We start from the raw sequence: 21116 nt of genomic DNA, 5'->3' as shown, positions 1-21116 counted from the left end.
AAGATAAGATGCAAATTCAATATTTTCAGTCTTGAAGTCTTGTCGATTAATTTGTACTTCCTTTTTAATGTCTGATTTTTCTGTCTTTGACTGATTTTTATTAGTCCAATTTGTACAGGATAATATTGCAAAAAGAAAAACAAAAAGTATGAGCTTATTCATCTGTATCAGTTTGTTTTAATGCCACCCAACGGCCTGCCGCATGAAGCTGTAGCAGAGTCGCGGTGATTGTCCGTCCGATAGGACGAATAGACAATCTGCGGGAGTCTGCCCTACCAAAATGCACTGCCGCCTGCTATGCTTTATTGCGGTTTGTTAGCTTTCGTTGTTTCTTTTGTTGCTTAGTCAACTTAAGTCATATATGCTAGGTGATTCCTGCTTGCAGTTTAGGCTGGTCTGCAAGTACCATTTCTGCGTTTTATTTAACGTCAACATTCCAGTCTTCTAATTCTTTAAGTTATTTAGCATCTTCTTGTTATTATCCTGTTGTTCCTAGTCATAGTGTGTATTGTTTTATAATAGATTTGAGCTAGGAACACCTTGATTTATCAGAATAACTGGTCAATTTATTTCTAAATTACCACGATTTTATCGGGAACTAGGTCAACTTATTGCTGGAACACCCCAATTTATCAGAAGAATAGGTCGATTTATTACTTGAACACCTCAATTTATCAGAGGAACAGGTCAACTTATTGCTTGAACTCCCTAATTTATTAAGGGATAGGTCAATTTATTTAAAAACTACTATGGTTTAAATAGAAACTATTCTGAATTATGGGATGAAATGTTTTCTTATTGTTTTTAGGTGTTAATTTACTTGTGTTGTGCTCTTTAAAATGAAAGCTAACGGCCTGCCGCATGGTGTGTAAGGCGATTTAACCAAACTAACTTTCCAGAATGAGCGTAGCCAAAGCTTTGTATTTGTTTTTAACTTTTCTTTTCTAAAGCCAAATCAAAGATTTGGCGGTGTTTGCCGAAGCTACGAAACTTCCAAAACTCGCCACTCGCCTTATACACTATTGCGGTTTGTTAGGCATATGTTCTTTATTCTGTTTTCCAAATATTCAGCATTTTTTCGTATTCGGGGTCATAATCACGTTTAATAAAATCAGTATCCACGCCTAATAATTCACCCAATAACTTATTGTAAAAAGTAAACTCACATCTATAATCATAACTAAGTTTCCCTTTTTCTGGACTTTTCATATTGAGACGAAGATAAGTTGCTCTTATGGTCTCATTATTAAAGTCCTGAAATGTACATGTAATTGATGTGTCGGTTGGAATACACCGTGTCATATGATAACGTATGCTGTCATAATTATTGATGATATCTATATTGTTCTGTATCCAATTCTCATCATATTCACCATTGGTTATAAATGATTCTTTATCATACTTAATAATCTCATCAAAGAATTCTAGAGCGAATCGCACCTGGTTTTTAAACTGATTACTTTGTCTGAAATCTGATTCTTTTTCTAAATCGTTTTCAAGTTTAGTTTGTCCGAAGCCTAACTGTAAAAATGCAAATGTTAATGCAAACAATATTGTAAGAAACTTATTCATTATTGTGTCTTTAGTTGAATTATGCCTAACGGTAAATTGTATCTACCGTAACTCTATTTTCAGATGTTTACTTTTTCTTTCATTTGCTTACTTATCAACACTTTACAGAAGTTGAAGTTTTGATATGCTTACTTGTTTTTCTACTTTTGGAGTACAAAAGTATGGCAAAATTTATGGTACATGTTTTGGCGAACCTTACCACAAATATCTGCCATACTGAATTAATTGTATAACCAAAAACAAGTTTCAGTTATGACAGGTAAAGTTAGTACAGCCATTGTGCTTTTCAAAAAAAGACAGAAGAAAAACGGTAAGTTCCCGGCAAAGCTCCGATTGACACACAACCGCAAACAGATGTATTATAACATCGACAACAAGAACCGAGTTTATGAGTTTACCGAAGATGAATTTTCAAAAATCACATCAGTAAAACCAAGGGGTATTCATAAGGATATTTCTATTGAGTTTTCATTAATAGAAGAAAAAGCCCAAAAGATTATTCGTTCATTTAGTGAGTTCTCATTTGATAAATTCAAAACACATTTCGGAATATCGGGAACTGACTTACGTAACATTTACTACTTTATGGATTTAGCACACAAGAAGTATTCTGATACAGGTCTTGGTAATAAATCTGTAAAATCCACAAAGACCGCATTGGTTGAGTTTACTAAGAAAGATAAATTCCTTGATTTTAGAGAAATAACCCCTGCAAAACTTCACGAATTTGAGAAGTTCTTACGAGAAGATAAAGGGCTTAAAACTGCTACTGTGTATTGCTATGCAAGTGCTATAAGAACAATGTTCTACCATGCAAAACAGGAAAATGCTATTCCTGCTGACCTATTCCCTTTTGGAAGAGGAAAATACCAAGTGCCTAATTGTGCCAATATCAAACGAGCATTAAAACTGAGTGACATCGAAAAGATATACAATTACAAGCCGGAACCATACACTCACGAAGAAGAAGCTTATTATCTGTGGATGTTTACATACTTATGTAACGGAATCAATATGAAAGACCTTTGCAATTTGAAGTACAAGGACATTGGTACTGATTTTATTTATTTCATCCGCAAAAAAACAGAACATGCTTCGGGAAAAACAAAACCCGTTACCGCCCCTATCACAAAAGATGTTAGATTCATACTTGAAAAACTTGGCAATAGCGATAAGTCTCCAGACAACTACGTTTTTCCCTATCTCGATGACAGCATGAACCGAAAGCAAAAAATGTATAAGATAGCATGGAGAGTACGCAAGACCAATGTACACATGCAAAAGATAGCTGCAAAGTTGGGAATCAACGAGAACATTACGACTTACACTGCTCGCCATAGTTTTGCTACGGTTCTTAAACGTTCCGGAATATCAACCGAATTTATTAGTGAGAGTTTAGGTCATAGAGACGTTAAGATTACCGAATCGTACCTTGATAGTTTTGAAAACGAACAGAAAAAAGAAATTGCAAAACACCTTACTGCTTTCTAAATCAGCAAGAAAATGGTAATTGTTATTAATTTTCTGATAAATAAATGAAAATATCACGGAATCAATTCCTTGTTCGGGGTATAAATCCACGTTAAGAGAATATTAATAATTTAAAACAAAATTTAATGGCAGAACAAGGAAACGTAACATTTGAGAAGGATTGCCTTGCAGTATTTGAGAAATTACTGCAAGGCTACAAAAGAGCTAAAGAATCAAACGTATGGGAATCCAATATTGAAGAACTATTGGATAAGATGACACAATTCCCGACAGACCCATTTTCATCAAAGCTGATGGATATGTTTGATTACGATTACCTGGTTAAAGCAGAAAGTATTGAAAATATAATTGATAAATCACTCACAATAAGGGAACAACTAAAACATACCGAGCGATTTGTTACCGTTAGCGAAAAGTATTTCTCCCTCCCTTTCTTACCATCCAACACTCATCTTAAAAAGCTTGAAATATTCAATAGCAAAGGTGAATTATGCTATACTCAAAAAGGTAGAATGCGCATAAACATCATTCGCTTATTTATTTGGATATTTCTCCGAGAAAAGAAACAAAAACTACAAGATATAATCTCAATTCAGCACGAATCTTCGGAAATCAAGTTATTGGAAATTTATTACTACTCCGAATACATTAACTTATCTACCACCGACAATAAATCGTATTACAACTTCTTTTGTGATTACTACGGAAAGCTGAAATTTCTCAACTACATCAGGGCAAACAACAATATACCGATTGAAACGACAGAACCCACAAGCGTTAAAACAATTAGTGATTTAACAAGCATTCGTCAGGTAATTTGGGCAAAGTTCATTTTTAACCTCATTGGGTTAAGGCTACGAGAGAATCTCGACACAAGCTCCCTGGCTAAATTTCTACTCTTAATCAACAATCTTAACCTTGAGGATTATAAAAATTCATACTTCTATAAGATTGCTGGTAAACTTCAAAATCTAAGCTCAAAAAAATATTATCGGGAACTTGAATATATGAAAGCATATTTTCAAGAACGGAATATTCCGACCAAAGATATAGACAATGAGTTAGAAAAATTGAAGCGGTAACCGGGCAAAAATTGACCGTTTTTTTATTTGTTGCCTTTTGCTTTGATAAAAAGTATCCGACAAAAATGGCAAAAAGTGTCCGACAAGGTTGTTTAGCACACTTGTAAGGTATTGAATTTGTGAGCTGTAAAAATTATTTTAAAAATATCGGATAGTCCGACGTTGGAGAGTTGCATTGCCTCGCCTTAAACTTGCATCCATAAAATCGAAGTAAAAAAATGATTATGGATAAGCAAGAAAATTTCAATGCGGAGACATTAAAAAGTCTCGAAAAATTAAACAACCAGGTATCGGAATTGATACAGGTACAACGAAAAGCCATTACCGGGTACGACTATATCAACGTACACGAGCTTTCTCAATTGTTAGGCGAAAGTATCAGTACCATTTACAATAGAGTTCATCATAAGCAAATCCCTTATTATAAGCCGGGTGGTAAAGTCCTATTGTTCAAAATAGGCGAAATCGAGGACTGGATAAAGTCAGGTCGTCATTCCCCCATAGATGAGATTAGGCAAAATATTTAATCGGTCACGCCTGTATAAATCTATGAAAGTGAAGACTGAAAAGAATAGAAAGGAAAACAAAGGTCGGAAACAAGGTGTCAGGTTCTATTTATTCAAAAATCTACTAAAGAAAAAATCGAAAACTTACACTATTCCGGAACACCTTATCTGTAAGCAAAAAAACATAAGAAAATAAGGCTGTTATGAGAAAAATATACATCTGCGGAAACGAAACGGATTCAGATGATGGAAGATATTATTTGGAAACAGACAAGATTAAGAAAAAGCTGAAATCCATGCGGTGTTCCGTTATCAATCCTACCGAAATTCCATACATACACATGGGTTGGACGGATGCAATGGAAAGCAGAATCAGTCAGTTGAAAAAGTGCCAGGCTATTTATGTTTTGCCGAATTGGAAAGAGAATATCATGGCACGAATTGAACTGACAGTAGCAATGGACTTAAAGCTTGAAACAATATTTCATCCTGTAAGCAATAAAGAGATAAGAGAAATATTAACCTCCCTTAACAGTTAGCAAGGTTTCGGCAGGACTGAATAAGGGCAGTCCTGCCAATTATAACGAGTAAATTTTAAACAAACGATTATGACAGAAAGATTACAAACAGTAGCAAAGATTAACAATGTAAGCATCACACTCATTGACGATGCAGACAAACTTGTGCCAATTAGACCTATTTGTGAAGCCCTGGGCGTTGATGATAAAAACCAAAGGTCAAAAATAAAGAACGATGAAATATTGGGTTCAGTTGGGGTGCTGAGCACCTCTACAGGAAAAGATGGAAAACAATACGAAATGTTTTGCTTACCCTACATGTATGCTTTAGGTTGGCTCTTTACCATTAACCCTAAAAACGTGAAGGAGGAATCACAGGAAACTATCATCAAATACAAAAAGGAATGCTACACGGCTCTGTTCAACCATTTTGTTGGTAAGTCAGAGTTTTTGGAGCAGAAACAATTAGCCATAGAAAAACAGTTGGAGGATATTGAGAAAATCCGTTCCGATTACGGTAATCAGAAGAAGCTGCTCTCTGAGGCTAAAAAGGCTCTCAACAAAGTTAAGGAAATGACTTTTGAGCAATGGCAGATAAACAAGCGACAACTTTCTATTGACTTCCCAAACTAAAACAAATGACAGCATTAGCTCCTAATACCGTATCGAAGTTATACTATTTCGATAACCGCATAAAGAGTATTTATGAGAAACACGGTCATACATCAATCCCGTTTGATGGCACAAAAGTTCAAGCCATGATACATGAAGCTGCAAAGGAACTGGTAGCTCTCTTTTACAAAATATGGGGTTCTATTATGGGGTATCATCTTTTAAACAAATTCTATGATTTCAGAGGGAATGTTTATGAGTTCTTTATGAGCCTCGACAGTACTAACCGTGAACTATTGACAGGTAAAGATTGGTAGCCGATGGATGCAAAGAGGGTTATAGAGCAAATCAATGATGAAATTTACGAGGTAGTCTCCAATTTTGTCACACTAAAGAAAGCAGGAAGCAATTACAAAGCATGTTGTCCATTTCACAATGAGAAAACGGCTTCATTCAGCGTTAACCCGGCAAAGGGTATTTTCAAATGCTTCGGTTGTGACAAAGGTGGCAACGCCATTGAGTTTATTAAAGAGCATGAAAATGTTGAATTTAAAGAAGCCGTTGAGATTGGAGCAAAGCTTTTGAACCATAATTTTGAATGGAAAAGAAGCACCAATTGGGATGAAGCCAAATTTAAACATGAAGAAAGCCTTAAAATAGCTTGTAATATCATTGAGAAATTCTTCTTGGAACAGGTCAATCATAAGAATGCACAGGATTACATTAAACAGCGCAACATTGTTATTCCTGAAAACAGCAGCTTTAATGTTGGCTATGCTCCAAGTGGAAATGCTCTACTGGCCCATGCAAGGGAGAAAGGTGTGAAAACAGAAATATTGGAGGAAATTGGTGTTCTGAAAAGCAATGACAAAGGCATTTATGACTTTTTCTATAACCGATTAATATTCCCTGTTTGCAACTCCAAAGGTCAAACCATTGCATTCGCCGGGCGTGATTTGAACGAAAACCCAAAGATTAAGTATCTGAATACACATGAGAGCTGCATTTATACCAAAGGCAATGAATTGTATGCTTTAAATATTGCACGGTTCGCCATTAAAAACGAAGACCGGGCATATATAGTCGAAGGTTATACCGATGTACTTCGGATGCACTCCGTTGACGTTATTAATTCAGTTGCAACAGGAGGAACGGCATTAACCAATGCACAGGCAAAGCTCCTGAAAAAATTCACCAATAAGGCTACTCTCATTTACGATGGCGATAGTGCCGGACGAAATGCCATGTGCCGAAATGCAGAAATCTTGATTAAAAACCAATTTCACGTTTCGGTTGTGGTTCTCCCTGAAAAACAAGACCCCGATTCTCTTTTTATCGACAACAAAACGTTTCTTCAGTACGATGAACAACAGGAGGATTACATCATCTACAAAACGGCTGAATATGCTGACCGCTTTGCAAATGACCCTGTAAAGAAATCGGAAGTAATAAAACGTATGGCTTCCTTGATATGCTGTTATGATAAAACAAATCAGGAGGTCTATCTTGACTTTGTTTCTGAACAGATTAAACCTAAAAAAGCTTGGCAGGATGCTTTAAAGGAAAACAGCCAACCAACAGAGAAAAAAGTCAAGAAAAAGGAGAACATCAACGACATTATAAAACTGAAAAAAGAGCAACAGGAAAACCTTTTAGAAAATCAGTTTTATGAAGAAAAAGGGGCTTACTGGACTGTGGAAGGCAAGAATCCGAAGCAAATATCGAACTTTACTTTTGAAGCCTTATTCTGCGTATTCCATAAAGACCCACAAGGCAGAACCGACCTGAAATATGTTTTACGCCTGATGAGCCAAAACGGAAGAAAACGCCTGGCTATTATTTCATCCGATGATTTTTGTACTCCTGCATCTTTCAAGAAACAGGTACACAGGCGACATGGATTCTTTTGGTACGGTAACGATAGCCAGCTCGACAATATTAAAAATGTAAAACTGCTTGGAATACCCGAAGCCAAAGAATTGGAGCGTGTAGGTTACAATGAGGAAAACCGCTTTTGGGTTTTTGCAAACGGCTTGTATTACACTAAAAACTTTCACCCAATTGATGAATATGGCATCACAACCCATGCCACACAAATAAACAACATGGATGAATTTGAAAACATTCCTCCGGAAAGTCAGATACGAATTAACGATACTTTTCATGTACTCAATACCACAGCAGAATTTATCGGTAAGTATGGAAAAGATAAGTTAAAGGAGAATATTAAACAGGGCCAGGTTCATTTGTTGCATTTCTTCTATCTGCCCTATGGTAAAGCTCTTAAAATTGGTAGTTCTGATGGTGGTAATCCATTCAAAGAAAACTCAAAATATGTGAAGCCGATAAAAGGCAGTGATTGGGATTTTGGCAAATGGGCAACATCAATGAACAAGGTTTATCCAGGTAATGCAGAACTTCTGATTGCCTACTACATTGCAACAGTTTTCAGCGATGTGATTTATAAAGCCAATTTCGGGTACTTTCCTTTATTGTTCCTATTTGGTAAAAGGCAATCAGGTAAAAGTACCGCAGCTCGAAGCATCATGTATATGTTTGGAAAACCACCAATGGAAGACGGTATAAACCTTGCTTCCGGTAGTACAAGTACAGGTATGCAGCGTAGTATGGATTCCACTACCAACCATCCGTTTTGGGGCAATGAGTACAAGAACAGCATCCACAAAAACACCATCGAGGCGTTAAAAGGTATTGCCGACCGCAATGGAAAACTTACAGGTGTAAAATCGGGCGGTAATGAAACACGTATTGCCAAGCCCAGAGGTTCGGGTATTATTAGTGGTCAGGATTTACCAACGCAAGACCCGGCACTCTCAAGTCGTAGTTTGTTAGGTGAATTTGACGATACCAACCGAGGCAAATATGAAGACCTGAAAGAATTTAAAGAAGCTGAAGAAAGTTTGCAGTTTACCAATATTACCTGTTCGATATTTGATAACCGATATTTAATCGAGGAATACTACACTAAAGAAGAACCAGGAATTAGTTCAGAGGTTATGGATGAACTGATAGGTGAATTTGGTAACGTTGACCGAAGGACTGTTCTGAATATTTCATCGGTACTTACGCCAATGAAAATTCTAATGGAGCAATCTGATTTAAAGTTTCCTTTCGATTATCAAACGGCAAAAGCAGCTTTAATCCGTTCGGCAAAGCTTACCATTTCAGTACAAAACCAAAGCGATGAAGTCGAACAGTACTTTCATGTGCTGCAATCGCTTATTAACCTGTACAGGCTGACCGAAGATGTGCATTATAAAATCGTTAATACCGAGCATAGTACAAAACACCTATACCTTAGAGTTGGGGCTATTCATGGATTATATCGGGAACAGGCAAGAAAAGAAGGTTTGACCGTACTTGACCAGGCGGTTGTTGGTGAGTACCTGAAAAAACACCGCTCTTTTGTGGATTACCGAAGAAAGAATGTAAAGTTCGGCAATAACAGGACAAGTGCTTACATCATGGATTACGACATTCTAATTGAGCAAGGTATTGAAATGGAGCGATTCCATGTATAGGAATTAATTATGAAATATATTTTTTATCCCTACCCAATGGTACTAATGCAAAAATCGTCCTCATTTCCTCACTTACTAAGTATAGATTATAATAATATACTGATATATAATACTATATACTTTAATATTCTAAAAATAAGTGAGGACGGCTGAGGGAAAAAAGAGGAAATATGAGGGAAACGTGAGGAAAAATCTTCCTATTTCCTCACTCGTCCTCATTGTCCTCAAATTACTTGATTGATTATTAAGTAATTAACTGCAAAATGAGGAATGAGGACACTTTTTGAAAAATACCATAGCCTCTGAAAACAAAATAATTTTCAATAGAACAGAAATACGATTAACATTCAATTTTAACACTTTTAATGCGATGAAAAAGAACAGTAACGTACAGAAAAACAATAACATTCACGACAACTTCTTTAAAAGCCTTTTCTCTGTAAAAGAGAATCTTGAAGATTTACTATTAGGTACACTTCCGAAAGAAGTGTTACAAGGTTTAAAACCAGAGACACTTGTTTATGACCCAACCGAATACGTTGACCAGGAACTTGCTCCATATTTTAAAGATGTTTCATGTAATATGTTCTATGGACACACCAATATTAAAGTTTCGCTACTGTACGAACACAAAAGCTATCCCGACAAAAATATACACTTGCAATTGCTTAGATATATCCTGAACGTATGGGAAAATCAGGCTGCCAACAAACAGCCACTTACTCCTGTTATTACGATGGTATTCTATCATGGAAAACCGAAATGGACGGATTCGGGATTTGTTCAGGTTCCGGAGGAACTTAAACGCTTTGTTCCTTTATTTGATTATGCCCTGTTCGATACTAAGGATATTGAAGACCATGCCATTATCCGCCACTTTAAACGACCAAGTGTAAAAGTAGCCGTATGGTTTATGAAGCGGAGCGATAATCTTATTGGCTTTATCAAGAATAACCCTGATTTGGCACGAGAAATGTTCAGTCAGCTAAAGGAAATTGACGAAACTATTTTCCAAAAAATAGCATTATATTTGTATAAAGTTTCTGGTTTAGAACCTGATAAAATTGATGCGATTATGGAAACAATTTCACCACAAGTTAAAGATGCTTTTGCAGAGGCAGCCAACGAACTAAAATACTTAGGTAAGAAAGAGGTTGTTGTAAAAATGATTGCAAAAGGTTATTCCGATAAAGAAATATCTGAAATAACAGATATTACTATTGAGGATATTCAAAAGATTCGGACAAATAACTCTCATTAAAGAGTAAATAATCTAAAATATAGCCCGGTATCAGTTTTGGTATCGGGTTTTTTATTGCCTTATTTTATCATTTATTGCCTTTTGAATATTACTTTTGTATAAATAATAACAGTAAAACTTATAATTTGAAATAAGAATAAAGGAAGCGAACATATAATCTTAAAATATTAAGACTTAATCTCTTAACAATCGAAAATCGCCAAATTTGAATTGCAGTAAAGAGAGTAGGTACGGGCGTGGTCTGTACTACTTTACTGCGTGGGTGTTTGGCGATACCTCGATTGTTGGTGGTTTCAGTGCCACGCTCCTTTTTTATACCATAAAGAATGAAAGATTTATATGTTTGGTTGCAAAACGAGGTAAACGAATCGCTTGAGTTATTAGATAATGAAATCATAAAAGATGAAACAGATAAAATCGTCTTCTCTTCCAGTAAGGACTTCCTGATTAACAGCAAAGAAGTATTGAAAAAGTTGGTTGACCTTCTATCTGAATATGATTTGGATATAATGAAACTGATTAATTTAATTGCCAAACTAAAAACCGAGGGTAATGATGCTGAGGAAGATGCTATCATTCAATCTATGATTGTGAAAATGTTGGAAACAAGCTCCCTGGACCCAAAAACTCGATAATTTTCTCTATCTTTATGTAGCTAATTGTTAAGGGTATAATACTTGAATTTATGCCCAATTATCATTTTACCACTTTAAAAATGAGCCTCTTATCGGGGCTTTTCGTGTTTATATACCTTTTGTGTTTTAACAGATGCTTTTATTTGCTTCATTTTATTGCCCGAATTATTTCGATAACATCCCGGCATAGTATAAAAAATCCCAATTGTAATTTAAAACAGGCTTATTTTTTCTGCCGTTTTGGAAAAGCAGTCTTGAAATTCCTCCCTATTCCCCTTTATTTCCATTATTTTTTTCAATCTATTCAAAAGGATTCAAAATATACCCTTCCCAAAAATCAATATTCAAAAAAGTCTTTAAAATATTGTCTTAAAGTCCTCAAAAGCAGTCTGTATAAGCTAAAAAGTATTCAAAAGCCTTCAATAGCAATTGAAATATACTCAACAAGGCTGCTTTGCTCAATAATTCAGGTGCGTCATCGCTCATTTTTTTACCCAAATCCAACACTATGATAGTACGCAGAACCATATTAAAGCAGGATTTGGTAAAAAAGCTTTACCCCGATAGTGTGTCCATTGATGCAGCTATGCAACAACTAAGAAGAGATATTGATTTGTGTCCTGAATTAAAGGTACGGATAGCAAATACAGGACGTACCAAACGCCATTACTACAACAAACAACAGCTCCTTCTAATCCTGGAGCATTTTTGTATAACACTTGAAGAATTTGAACAGCTATGAAGTATTTCTTAGGCATAACCGATATTGAACAAGCCAAACTACATTACCGAAAATTAGCAAAGCAACTACACCCCGACAAGGGTGGAACTGCCGTTGGATTTCAGGAGATGCAAAATGAATACAAGGAACTGCTTTTAAGCTTGTCGCAAAAACACAAGGTCGTTACCCCTTCACATAAAGGTACATCAGCAGAGAATGAATTGATAAACGAATTGGGTAATGTAGCCAAAATTCTGATTAAAAAACAAGTGCCTCAAAATTACCTTCGACAGAAAATACAAACAACAGATTCACCACTAAAGAAAGGTCTGTTTGCGAATATTGTGAATTTATTAGATAGTCTTCAATAAAAATATAATTACCAATTAAAAAGCTTTAGCTTTTATATAAAATTTCAACTGAGGTTCAACTGGTTTGTTGAAGTTTTTTTATATATTTGACAAAATGTGACAAGTCAAAAATACAGCAATGAATATACTTGGCAAAAGATTAAGAGAATTGAGAGAGGAAAAAGGATTATTGTTAAGGCAGATTGCAGCCGATTTAGAGGTTGATACTGCTTTAATGAGTAAGCTTGAAAGAGGCGAACGGAGAGCGCAACGTGAACATATAACTCAATTATCCTCGATTTTAAATGTTCAAGAAAAAGAATTGGTGATTTTATGGTTAGCTGATAAGATTAAAGATTTAGTGCGAAATGAACCTCTAGCACTTGAAGCTTTAAAATTTGTAGAACATGATATTAAAGGAAATAGATGAACATTGCACAAATAGAAATAAACCTACAAAAGCTGGTAGCAACCATTAATAAAGAAACCTTTATTTTCGACTTGCTTTTGGCTTACGGTTTACCGAAGGCATCAATCACAAGGTTGCAAAAAGGCAACCTGAATATGTCAAAAACAGAGGGCGAAATATCCTGGAAAAAGAAGTTATTTTTTAGAGAAGAAGACAAGTCCGACTTACATATTACAGTTTCTGAACTAGCCAAAAATATTACACACAACGAGCGATTTGTTGTTGTTACCGATTATAAAACACTTTTGGCAATAGATACCAAAACACAAGACAAACTAGATTGCCAAATAACGGACTTAGCGAAGCATTACGATTTCTTTTTGCCTTGGTCAGGAATGGAAAAAGCTCAACATGCCAATGAAAATCCAGCCGATGTTAAGGCTGCCGAGAAAATGGCAAAGCTTTTCGATGTCATTAAAAAGGATAATCCTGATGATTCTCCTGAATTTATTCATGGTTTAAATGTATTCCTGTCTCGTTTATTATTCTGTTACTTTGCGGAGGATACACATATTTTTGAGGATTGCCAGTTTACAAATGCTATTGATTCACATACACAAGCCGATGGTAGCGATTTAAACACTTATCTCGATAATCTTTTTGTAGTTCTAAATACACCGGGAAAGCAACGAGAAAACTTACCTGAATATCTAAATGCCTTCCCCTATGTAAATGGTGGATTGTTTAAAGATACTGTTCTTACTCCAGTATTTTCAAGAAGCTCAAGAGCAGCCTTATTGAATAGTGGCGACCAGGATTGGTCAGCAATCAATCCAGATATTTTTGGTTCGATGTTTCAAGCTGTTATTTCTGTTGACCAGCGTGGCAACTTAGGACAGCACTATACTTCTGTTCCCAATATTATGAAGGTAATTGAGCCTTTGTTTTTAAATGAATTATACGAGGAACTTGAAAAAGCAGGAACAGACCAAAAAAAGTTAAAAGCATTACTCAACCGTATTCACAAACTGAAAATATTCGACCCTGCTTGTGGTAGTGGAAACTTTTTAATTATAGCATACAAGGAACTCCGCTTGCTTGAAATGAAGATTTTTAAAGCTGGTGGTATGATGGCTCTTTCCGGCATTCAGCTTTCGCAGTTTTATGGAATTGAAATTGATGATTTTGCAGGAGAAATAGCCAAACTTGCTTTATGGTTGGCTGAACACCAAATGAATGTTGAATTTTACAAAGAATTTGGACGTGCTAATCCTACCTTGCCATTGAGTGAAGCCGGGCATATTGTTCAGGGAAATGCTACACGCCTTAATTGGGAAGATGTTTGCCCTAAGAAGAAAGATGATGAGATTTACATCTTGGGAAATCCTCCATATTTGGGGTCTAAGGAGCAATCAGTAGAACAAAAGCTAGATATGGATTTTGTTTTTAATGGATGGGGCAATTATAAGAAACTTGATTATATAGCTTGTTGGTTTAAAAAAGCTACAGATTTTATTCGGTCAAGCAGGATAAAATATGCTTTCGTTTCAACTAACTCAATTTGTCAAGGAGAACAAGTATCTATCCTGTGGCCATATATTGTTAATTACGAGCAAGAAATCTTTTATGCCTATCCTTCTTTTCATTGGAAAAATAATGCAAAAGATAAGGCTGGAGTTACTGTTATTATAGTAGGTGTTAATTGTAATAGGATTTCTTCAAAAAAGAGCTTGTTTTATGAAAATAGAATTAAAGAAGTCCCACAAATAAGCCCATATCTAATTCAAGGTGAAAATATTTGTGTTTTTCCAAGAAATGAGTCTCTATCTAAACTTCCAGAAATGATTAGAGGAAGTCAACCTACTGATAATGGTAATCTAATTCTCAGTAAAGAGGAAGCATTAGTATTACGAGAAAAGTATCCAGAAGTGCAGACCTTGTTAAAAAAATTTATGGGTGCAGATGATTTCATAAATAATAAAGAAAGGTGGTGCTTATGGATGAACAAAGAGTCAGTAAAAATTTCTAATGGCATACCAGAAATCGAAGAGAGATTAAAAAATTGTGCCGAATTTAGGGCTGCAAGTAAAAAGGAAGCAACAAGAAAAAAAGCACAAATCCCTTATAGTTTTGATGAAATAAAACATAAAGAAACCCAAGCCATTATTTTCCCTGTAATCTCCTCTCATAGAAGAAAATATATACCAGTGGGATTTATTAATTCTGACACTATTATTAGTAATAAGGGACAAGTTGTATATAATGCTGAACCGTATATGTTTGGCATTCTCACTTCTGCAATGCACATGACTTGGTTAAAAACAACAAGCTCAAGAATGAGAATGGATTACCAATACTCAAAAACATTAAGCTACAACACTTTTCCATTTCCTTCAATTTCAACCCAACGCAAAAACGAAATCACACAATCCGTATTCCGAATTTTAGAGGAACGTGAAAAACACTCCGATAAAACGATGGCAGAGTTATACGACCCTGATAAAATGCCTGAAGGTTTGCGAGAGGCTCATCGTCAAAACGATATAATAATTGAAAAGTGTTACCGCAGTACACCTTTTAATAGCGATGAAGAACGTTTGGAGTATCTATTCAAGCTTTATGAAAAAATGATTGCAGAGGAACAAGCAAAAGGAACTCTGTTTGCTAAAGAAAAGAAAACCCGAAAAAAGAAATAATATGCCAGATATAGTAAACGTACAATACCAACAAACAGGAAAAAGTAAAAGTACCAATCAATATGGTATGCGTGAAATGCAGGAACGTGCTTTTGAGTATCGTGATGCACAATACCTATTAATTAAGTCTCCCCCTGCTTCTGGTAAGTCGAGAGCATTAATGTTTTTGGGTTTAGATAAATTAGTAAATCAAGGCATTAAAAAAGTAATTGTTGCCGTTCCTGAACGTTCCATCGGTAGCTCCTTTGCAACTACTGAATTGAAAAAGTTCGGTTTTTTTGCAGATTGGAAACCTAATGACTCCTATAATCTTTGTACCCCTGGCGGTGATGGTAGTAAAAGCAAAGTGCAAGCTTTTCAAAAGTTTATGGAAAACGGTGAGCAGATTTTAATTTGCACACATGCCACTTTTCGATTTGCTTGCGAGGAACTGAACGAAACAGCCTTTAATAATACCTTAATTGCCATTGACGAATTTCACCATGTTTCGGCAGATGCAGAAAATAGGTTAGGTGATTTATTGCGTGAAATAATGAGCAAATCTTCTGCTCATATCGTTGCCATGACAGGTTCTTATTTTCGTGGTGATAGCATTCCCGTTTTACGCCCGGAGGATGAAGAAAAGTTCACAAAAGTAACCTATAACTATTACGAGCAGTTAAACGGCTACGAATATTTAAAATCGTTGGGTATTGGCTACCACTTTTATCAAGGTAGATACACCGAAGCCATTATGGAGATTTTAAATACCGACCAAAAAACCATACTTCATATTCCCAATGTTAATTCGGGAGAATCGACCAAAGATAAACACAACGAGGTTGATTTTATTTTAGATGCCATTGGTGAAGTTGTAAAGCAGGATAAAGAAACAGGTGTAATACACATAAAACGACATTCTGATGGCAAAATGCTTAAAGTTGCCGATTTAGTAGAGGATAACTTCAGAGAACGAGATAAAATTGTCGATTACCTACGAAACATTAAATCCATTGACGATATGGATTTAATCATTGCTCTTGGAATGGCAAAAGAAGGTTTTGACTGGCCCTATTGCGAACATGCTTTAACGGTTGGTTATAGAGGTTCGCTTACCGAGATTATTCAAATTATTGGTAGAGCAACTCGTGACAGCAACAATAAAACCCATGCTCAATTTACCAATCTGATTGCTCAACCTGATGCAGCTGATGATTTGGTTAAGCTTTCGGTTAATAATATGCTAAAAGCCATTACTGCATCCTTGTTAATGGAACAGGTATTAGCTCCAAATTGGAAGTTTAAAACAAAGGTTGATGAATACGATAAGGCTAAACCGGGCGAAATAAAAATCCGGGGCTTAAAAGAACCAAGTTCAAAACGTGTAAAAGATATTTTAGAATCAGACTTAAACGACCTTAAAGCAACGGTATTACAAGATGACACCATGCTCAAAGCAATGCCGGGCAATGTTGACCCCGAAGTCATCAATAAAGTGTTGATTCCAAAGATTATCAAAGTTAAATATCCTGATTTATCTGATGATGAAGTGGAAGAAGTTCGTCAGCATGTGGTGGTTGATTCTGTTATTAAAAACGGAGAAATAAAAGAGACAGGCGATAAACGATTTATACGAATGGCTGGTTCATTTGTTGATATTGACGACATTCACATTGACCTCATTGACAGGGTTAATCCATTCCAAAAAGCTTTTGAAATTCTTTCAAAATCAGTAACTACTAAAGTGCTTAAAGTTATTCAAGACCATATTGAATCAACTCGTATAAAAATGGACTTCGAGGAAGCAAAAATTCTCTGGCCAAAAATTCAGGAGTTTATTAAAATGTACAATCGTGAGCCAAATCTAAAGTCTAATGACCCCTTAGAAAAGCGTATGGCTGAATGTATCATTTACTTGAAAGAAGAAAAACGTAAACGAGCAGAAGCAAATGGATAAGGATAGTATTTTAGATGAAATATTTAACAACGACCCTTTAGGCTTGCTAAACGTAAAGCCTAAAAAATCGAATACCCGTACTGCGGACGAGCGTTTATTAGCTTCGTTTCAGGAAATTAACGATTTTGTTGCGAACAACAGCAAAGAACCTGAACCAAACCCATCAAATATTTCAGAGTATCAATTGTATTCTCGTTTAAAAAGTATGCGTGAGGATATTGAAAAAGTTGAACAACTAAAACCTCACGACATACATAATCTGCTACCTGAAATTGAAATAAGTCAAGTAAACGACCCCAAAGCGGAATACAACAACCCCAAAGAAATAAGTTCACTTGATGATATTTTGGGCGATGATTCTTTGGATATTCTTGGCGGTGATGATGCTGGTCTTTTTGATTTTAAGCATACACCAAAAGATTACGAAAGAGCGCAAGCTGATTTCATTGCACGCAGAAAACCCTGTAAGGACTTTGATAAATATGAGCAGTTATTAAAGGATGTTCAAAAGGATTTGGCGGAAGGTAAACGAAAATTGATTGACTTCAAGCAGGACAACCTTCAGGAAAAGGCTTTTTACGTGCATAATGGAGTGCTTTTCTACCTTGAAGAAATCAATATATCTCAAAAAGAACATTATAAAGAAGATGGCACCAGAGTGCGTGAAGATGGTCGTACACGCTGTATTTTTGAAAATGGAACAGAATCAAATATGCTTAAACGTTCTGTCGAGAAAATACTCTATGCAAATGGTCGTGTCGTAACAGAAAATATTGATAAGGTAAACGAGGGCTTCCTTGAAAACTTTAGTTCAATTACAGATGAAGACGAAGAAGCCGGGTACATCTATGTTTTAAAATCAAAAAGCACAGACGAAAGGATTTCTTCTATTACAGATTTATACAAAGTTGGCTACTCGAAAACAGACGTTGAAGAACGGATAAAAAATGCCGAAAAAGAGCCAACCTATTTGATGGCTCCGGTACGAATAAAAGGAGCTTGGAAGTGCTATAATATGAATCCTCAGAAATTAGAGCAATTGCTTCATAATTTCTTTGGCAACTCATGTTTAGAAATAGATGTATTTGATGAAAAAGGCAAACGCCATACACCAAGAGAATGGTTTATTGCACCTTTTGAGGTAATTGAGCAAGCAATTGAATTAATAATTAATGGGAAGATTGTGAAGTATAGATATGATGAAGAGAATGGTGTAATTATATTGAGGTAACACAACAAAAAGCGATTTCAAATGAATATAGATACCGATTATAAAATGGATGATTTAATACTGATAAAGTATTTAAATAGTATTGATAGTCCGTTTCTACCCAAAATAGCTGAAGTGTATGATGAGATAAAAGAAATATTAAATACAAGAGTACAACGAGTCTTTCCTAATTACACTTTACATAATACAAGTCATTCGTTTCGAGTAATGGAATATATGGGTAAACTAATTCACGATGTTAGTTTATTAGATGAATTAGAAGTTGTTTTATTGGTTTACGCAGCATTATTGCATGACATTGGGATGGCTGTTGGTGAAAACGATATTGACGATATTAAAAATGACAATTTTAAGTACTGTAATGTTAAGTTTTCCGCAATGAAGAAAATTATGGATGGAAATGATGATTTAGCATTACAGGAATATGTAAGAAGAATTCACTCATCTTTATCTGCAAGGTATATAAACGAGAATCTGAAAGATAATCTTACTATACCTAAACTAACAACACTTGATTTCACAAAGGAATTAGCATTAATATGTGAAAGCCATACAAAGGATTATGATTGGATTAAAGAAAACTTAAGAATAAATGAAGTAAGAGGCGATTATTCTTTTAATTCTCAATTTATAGCATGTATATTAAGATTAGCAGATATACTGGATATTGATAGCAATAGAACACCTTATAACTTGTATAAATTAATTGTTCCAAAAGGTATTAGCGATGACGAATGGAAGCAACACTATGTAATATCGAACAATGAGAAAATTTTATTTAATGAGAAAACTCAGCAAAAGAGAATCGTGTTTCATGGAAAAGCTACTAACGCAAGCATACACAGGAAGTTGCTTTCGTATATTGGGTGGGTTAAAGATGAACTAATTAATGCTACAGCTCTAGTAAATCATTTACCGACAAAATATAGTTTGGTTTATGACACAACTCCGGAAATAAACATTCAAACGGAAGGATATACTTTTTCTGATTATAAGATGAATTTGGAGTTCAGAGCAATCAGTTCTCTTTTAATGGGAGAAAAGATATATGGTGATAAATCTTTAGGTTTAAGGGAACTTATCCAAAATTCACTTGATTCATGTAGGATTAGACAAGAAACGGAAGAACGTAATTATGAGTTTGGTGAAGATAAATATCAACCAAGAATAAAGGTGATTCTATCTAAGTCAAACAATCAAGTTGTAATTAAAGACAATGGAACAGGGATGTCAATGGACATTGTCAAGAAGCATTTTCTGAATATTGGGGTTTCATATTATAACTCAACGGAATTTTTACTTAATGATTTTAACTATAAACCAATTGGTAATTTCGGAATTGGTTTTCTGTCCTGTTTTATGCTTTCAGATGAAGTAAAGGTACTAACCAGACATTATAAAGAAAAAAGCAAATTTTTAATTGAGCTTGAAAAAGGAAATGAATGGACTTCTTTAACTGAATCACTTGATGTCACTTTTGAAGGAACTGAGGTAATTTTAAATTACAATGACTTCATTTCTACCTTTGATAACAATACTGAAAAAGTTAAGAAATTTCTAAATCAATATTTTTTAACGGACGGAGTGAATTTTGAATTAGTAGATAAATCAGCTGAAGAAATTTTTAAGATTGAAAATCAAATTAATCTGATACCAGAATTAGCGAAAGGACATTACAAGATTGACTTAGGAAATTACTTAAATGAAATTGAAGGATATGCAATTATTAAAAACAAAAGTAGTTTCATTACCACATTTGATGATTTAGACTTTATTGGAAATATTTATATATATGATGATGAATCCGGACTTAAGGAGGTTGAAGAATTAGATTCTATATCTATTGATGATTTCGTAAATAACAATGAAATAAAATATCTGGCAATCCCAATTGTAGAATCATTTATTGAAGACGACTTTTTAAGTGGAATGAAATTTACAGAGGACGATATTGGTGAAGTTATTGATAAGTTAGATAGACAACTAACATGGATTTCAATAATAGTCCACAAAGATTCACAATCTTCACTAACAGATGAAACAATCGAACCTGGCAATTATATTTTTGATAATTTAGAATTTAGTGACCTTGTTTCTCTTGGGCATTCAGATAGTTGTGCAACAAAGTCATATGTAAAAACCATTTCTCTTTTTGAAGGCAAAAAAAATGATTTGTATTTGCCTTTTAATAATAAGTCTGATTGGATGCCTTACTATTGGAGACATGATAGTAAACGAAAGGAACTCTTTATGAGAAGTGTTTTAATAAAAGATTTCCGCTTTGACATCCCTATATCGGCTTTGATTTTTGATATTGAAACCATTGTTGTAAATATTAATTCAAGGCTATTTATTCCAGATATTTCAAGGAATAACATAGATTCAACAGCAATGAAAATGGTGAATTATATTATTGGAAAATCAATTCATCTTGGAGCATCTGATATATTGGAGCTAGGTAGTCAGGAAAAATTAACCCTAAATAATTTTATCCAAAATTACTATGCGGAAACAACTGAATTTGAAAAAGTATAGAATAGATAAATACTGAGAT

17 protein-coding genes are annotated in these 21116 nt (G+C 34.9%); 16 read left to right on the top strand and 1 reads right to left on the bottom strand.

What is annotated here, in order from left to right; translation table 11 throughout:
- Positions 1–1047: 1047 nt before the first annotated feature.
- A complete protein-coding gene (locus ACRD7A_RS13725) occupies positions 1048–1572 on the bottom strand; it encodes a hypothetical protein (RefSeq protein WP_430811561.1) in 525 nt (174 codons plus the stop codon).
- A gap of 252 nt (positions 1573–1824) precedes the next feature.
- On the opposite strand from ACRD7A_RS13725, the gene ACRD7A_RS13720 reads away from it, so the two are divergent.
- From ACRD7A_RS13720 to ACRD7A_RS13645, 16 genes are all read left to right on the top strand, one after another.
- Positions 1825–3063, top strand: a complete 1239-nt coding sequence (locus tag ACRD7A_RS13720; protein ID WP_430811562.1) for a tyrosine-type recombinase/integrase — start codon at positions 1825–1827, stop codon at positions 3061–3063.
- Positions 3064–3188: 125 nt separating this feature from the next.
- The gene (locus tag ACRD7A_RS13715) at positions 3189–4145 is read left to right on the top strand and encodes a hypothetical protein (RefSeq protein ID WP_430811563.1); all 957 of its coding nucleotides are present in this window, start codon (positions 3189–3191) and stop codon (positions 4143–4145) included.
- 224 nt (positions 4146–4369) lie between these two features.
- On the top strand, positions 4370–4672 hold the full coding sequence (locus tag ACRD7A_RS13710) for a helix-turn-helix transcriptional regulator (protein ID WP_430811564.1): 303 nt from the start codon (positions 4370–4372) through the stop codon (positions 4670–4672).
- A gap of 182 nt (positions 4673–4854) precedes the next feature.
- Positions 4855–5190, top strand: a complete 336-nt coding sequence (locus tag ACRD7A_RS13705; protein WP_430811565.1) for a DUF4406 domain-containing protein — start codon at positions 4855–4857, stop codon at positions 5188–5190.
- Positions 5191–5259: 69 nt separating this feature from the next.
- Positions 5260–5802: a phage antirepressor N-terminal domain-containing protein gene (locus ACRD7A_RS13700; RefSeq protein ID WP_430811566.1), complete on the top strand. Its 543-nt coding sequence runs from the start codon at positions 5260–5262 to the stop codon at positions 5800–5802.
- Between the two features lie 5 nt (positions 5803–5807).
- Positions 5808–6098 carry a hypothetical protein gene (locus tag ACRD7A_RS13695; RefSeq protein WP_430811567.1) on the top strand — a complete coding sequence of 97 codons (291 nt, stop codon included), beginning with the start codon at positions 5808–5810 and terminating at the stop codon, positions 6096–6098.
- Positions 6099–6101: 3 nt separating this feature from the next.
- Positions 6102–9323, top strand: a complete 3222-nt coding sequence (gene dnaG, locus ACRD7A_RS13690; RefSeq protein WP_430811568.1) for a DNA primase — start codon at positions 6102–6104, stop codon at positions 9321–9323.
- 370 nt (positions 9324–9693) lie between these two features.
- Positions 9694–10584 carry an Rpn family recombination-promoting nuclease/putative transposase gene (locus tag ACRD7A_RS13685; RefSeq protein WP_430811569.1) on the top strand — a complete coding sequence of 297 codons (891 nt, stop codon included), beginning with the start codon at positions 9694–9696 and terminating at the stop codon, positions 10582–10584.
- Positions 10585–10910: 326 nt separating this feature from the next.
- The gene (locus ACRD7A_RS13680) at positions 10911–11219 is read left to right on the top strand and encodes a hypothetical protein (protein WP_430811570.1); all 309 of its coding nucleotides are present in this window, start codon (positions 10911–10913) and stop codon (positions 11217–11219) included.
- 508 nt (positions 11220–11727) lie between these two features.
- On the top strand, positions 11728–11961 hold the full coding sequence (locus ACRD7A_RS13675; RefSeq protein WP_430811571.1) for a DUF4248 domain-containing protein: 234 nt from the start codon (positions 11728–11730) through the stop codon (positions 11959–11961).
- Positions 11958–12311: a J domain-containing protein gene (locus tag ACRD7A_RS13670; RefSeq protein WP_430811572.1), complete on the top strand. Its 354-nt coding sequence runs from the start codon at positions 11958–11960 to the stop codon at positions 12309–12311. Before ACRD7A_RS13675 ends, ACRD7A_RS13670 begins: the two co-directional genes overlap by 4 nt.
- 118 nt (positions 12312–12429) lie before the next feature.
- A complete protein-coding gene (locus tag ACRD7A_RS13665; RefSeq protein ID WP_430811573.1) occupies positions 12430–12720 on the top strand; it encodes a helix-turn-helix domain-containing protein in 291 nt (96 codons plus the stop codon).
- Positions 12717–15395: a class I SAM-dependent DNA methyltransferase gene (locus ACRD7A_RS13660; RefSeq protein WP_430811574.1), complete on the top strand. Its 2679-nt coding sequence runs from the start codon at positions 12717–12719 to the stop codon at positions 15393–15395. Before ACRD7A_RS13665 ends, ACRD7A_RS13660 begins: the two co-directional genes overlap by 4 nt.
- Position 15396: 1 nt before the next feature.
- Positions 15397–17331, top strand: coding sequence for a DEAD/DEAH box helicase (locus ACRD7A_RS13655; RefSeq protein WP_430811575.1), 1935 nt, complete (start codon positions 15397–15399; stop codon positions 17329–17331).
- On the top strand, positions 17324–18562 hold the full coding sequence (locus tag ACRD7A_RS13650) for a GIY-YIG nuclease family protein (RefSeq protein ID WP_430811576.1): 1239 nt from the start codon (positions 17324–17326) through the stop codon (positions 18560–18562). Before ACRD7A_RS13655 ends, ACRD7A_RS13650 begins: the two co-directional genes overlap by 8 nt.
- A gap of 21 nt (positions 18563–18583) precedes the next feature.
- Positions 18584–21097, top strand: coding sequence for an HD domain-containing protein (locus ACRD7A_RS13645; protein WP_430811577.1), 2514 nt, complete (start codon positions 18584–18586; stop codon positions 21095–21097).
- Positions 21098–21116 lie beyond the last annotated feature (19 nt).

This window comes from Carboxylicivirga longa, from assembly GCF_050589825.1.
Lineage (GTDB): Bacteria > Bacteroidota > Bacteroidia > Bacteroidales > Marinilabiliaceae > Carboxylicivirga > Carboxylicivirga longa.
This window is presented reverse-complemented; position numbering and strand designations above follow the sequence as displayed.

Coding starts and splice junctions, on each gene's coding strand:
- ACRD7A_RS13705 (WP_430811565.1), top strand. CDS start 4,855: ATGAGAAAAATATACATCTGCGGAAACGAAACGGATTCAGATGATGGA.
- ACRD7A_RS13700 (WP_430811566.1), top strand. CDS start 5,260: ATGACAGAAAGATTACAAACAGTAGCAAAGATTAACAATGTAAGCATC.
- ACRD7A_RS13685 (WP_430811569.1), top strand. CDS start 9,694: ATGAAAAAGAACAGTAACGTACAGAAAAACAATAACATTCACGACAAC.
- ACRD7A_RS13715 (WP_430811563.1), top strand. CDS start 3,189: ATGGCAGAACAAGGAAACGTAACATTTGAGAAGGATTGCCTTGCAGTA.
- ACRD7A_RS13695 (WP_430811567.1), top strand. CDS start 5,808: ATGACAGCATTAGCTCCTAATACCGTATCGAAGTTATACTATTTCGAT.
- dnaG (WP_430811568.1), top strand. CDS start 6,102: ATGGATGCAAAGAGGGTTATAGAGCAAATCAATGATGAAATTTACGAG.
- ACRD7A_RS13670 (WP_430811572.1), top strand. CDS start 11,958: ATGAAGTATTTCTTAGGCATAACCGATATTGAACAAGCCAAACTACAT.
- ACRD7A_RS13725 (WP_430811561.1), bottom strand. CDS start 1,572: ATGAATAAGTTTCTTACAATATTGTTTGCATTAACATTTGCATTTTTA.
- ACRD7A_RS13660 (WP_430811574.1), top strand. CDS start 12,717: ATGAACATTGCACAAATAGAAATAAACCTACAAAAGCTGGTAGCAACC.
- ACRD7A_RS13650 (WP_430811576.1), top strand. CDS start 17,324: ATGGATAAGGATAGTATTTTAGATGAAATATTTAACAACGACCCTTTA.
- ACRD7A_RS13710 (WP_430811564.1), top strand. CDS start 4,370: ATGGATAAGCAAGAAAATTTCAATGCGGAGACATTAAAAAGTCTCGAA.
- ACRD7A_RS13665 (WP_430811573.1), top strand. CDS start 12,430: ATGAATATACTTGGCAAAAGATTAAGAGAATTGAGAGAGGAAAAAGGA.
- ACRD7A_RS13655 (WP_430811575.1), top strand. CDS start 15,397: ATGCCAGATATAGTAAACGTACAATACCAACAAACAGGAAAAAGTAAA.
- ACRD7A_RS13680 (WP_430811570.1), top strand. CDS start 10,911: ATGAAAGATTTATATGTTTGGTTGCAAAACGAGGTAAACGAATCGCTT.
- ACRD7A_RS13675 (WP_430811571.1), top strand. CDS start 11,728: ATGATAGTACGCAGAACCATATTAAAGCAGGATTTGGTAAAAAAGCTT.
- ACRD7A_RS13720 (WP_430811562.1), top strand. CDS start 1,825: ATGACAGGTAAAGTTAGTACAGCCATTGTGCTTTTCAAAAAAAGACAG.
- ACRD7A_RS13645 (WP_430811577.1), top strand. CDS start 18,584: ATGAATATAGATACCGATTATAAAATGGATGATTTAATACTGATAAAG.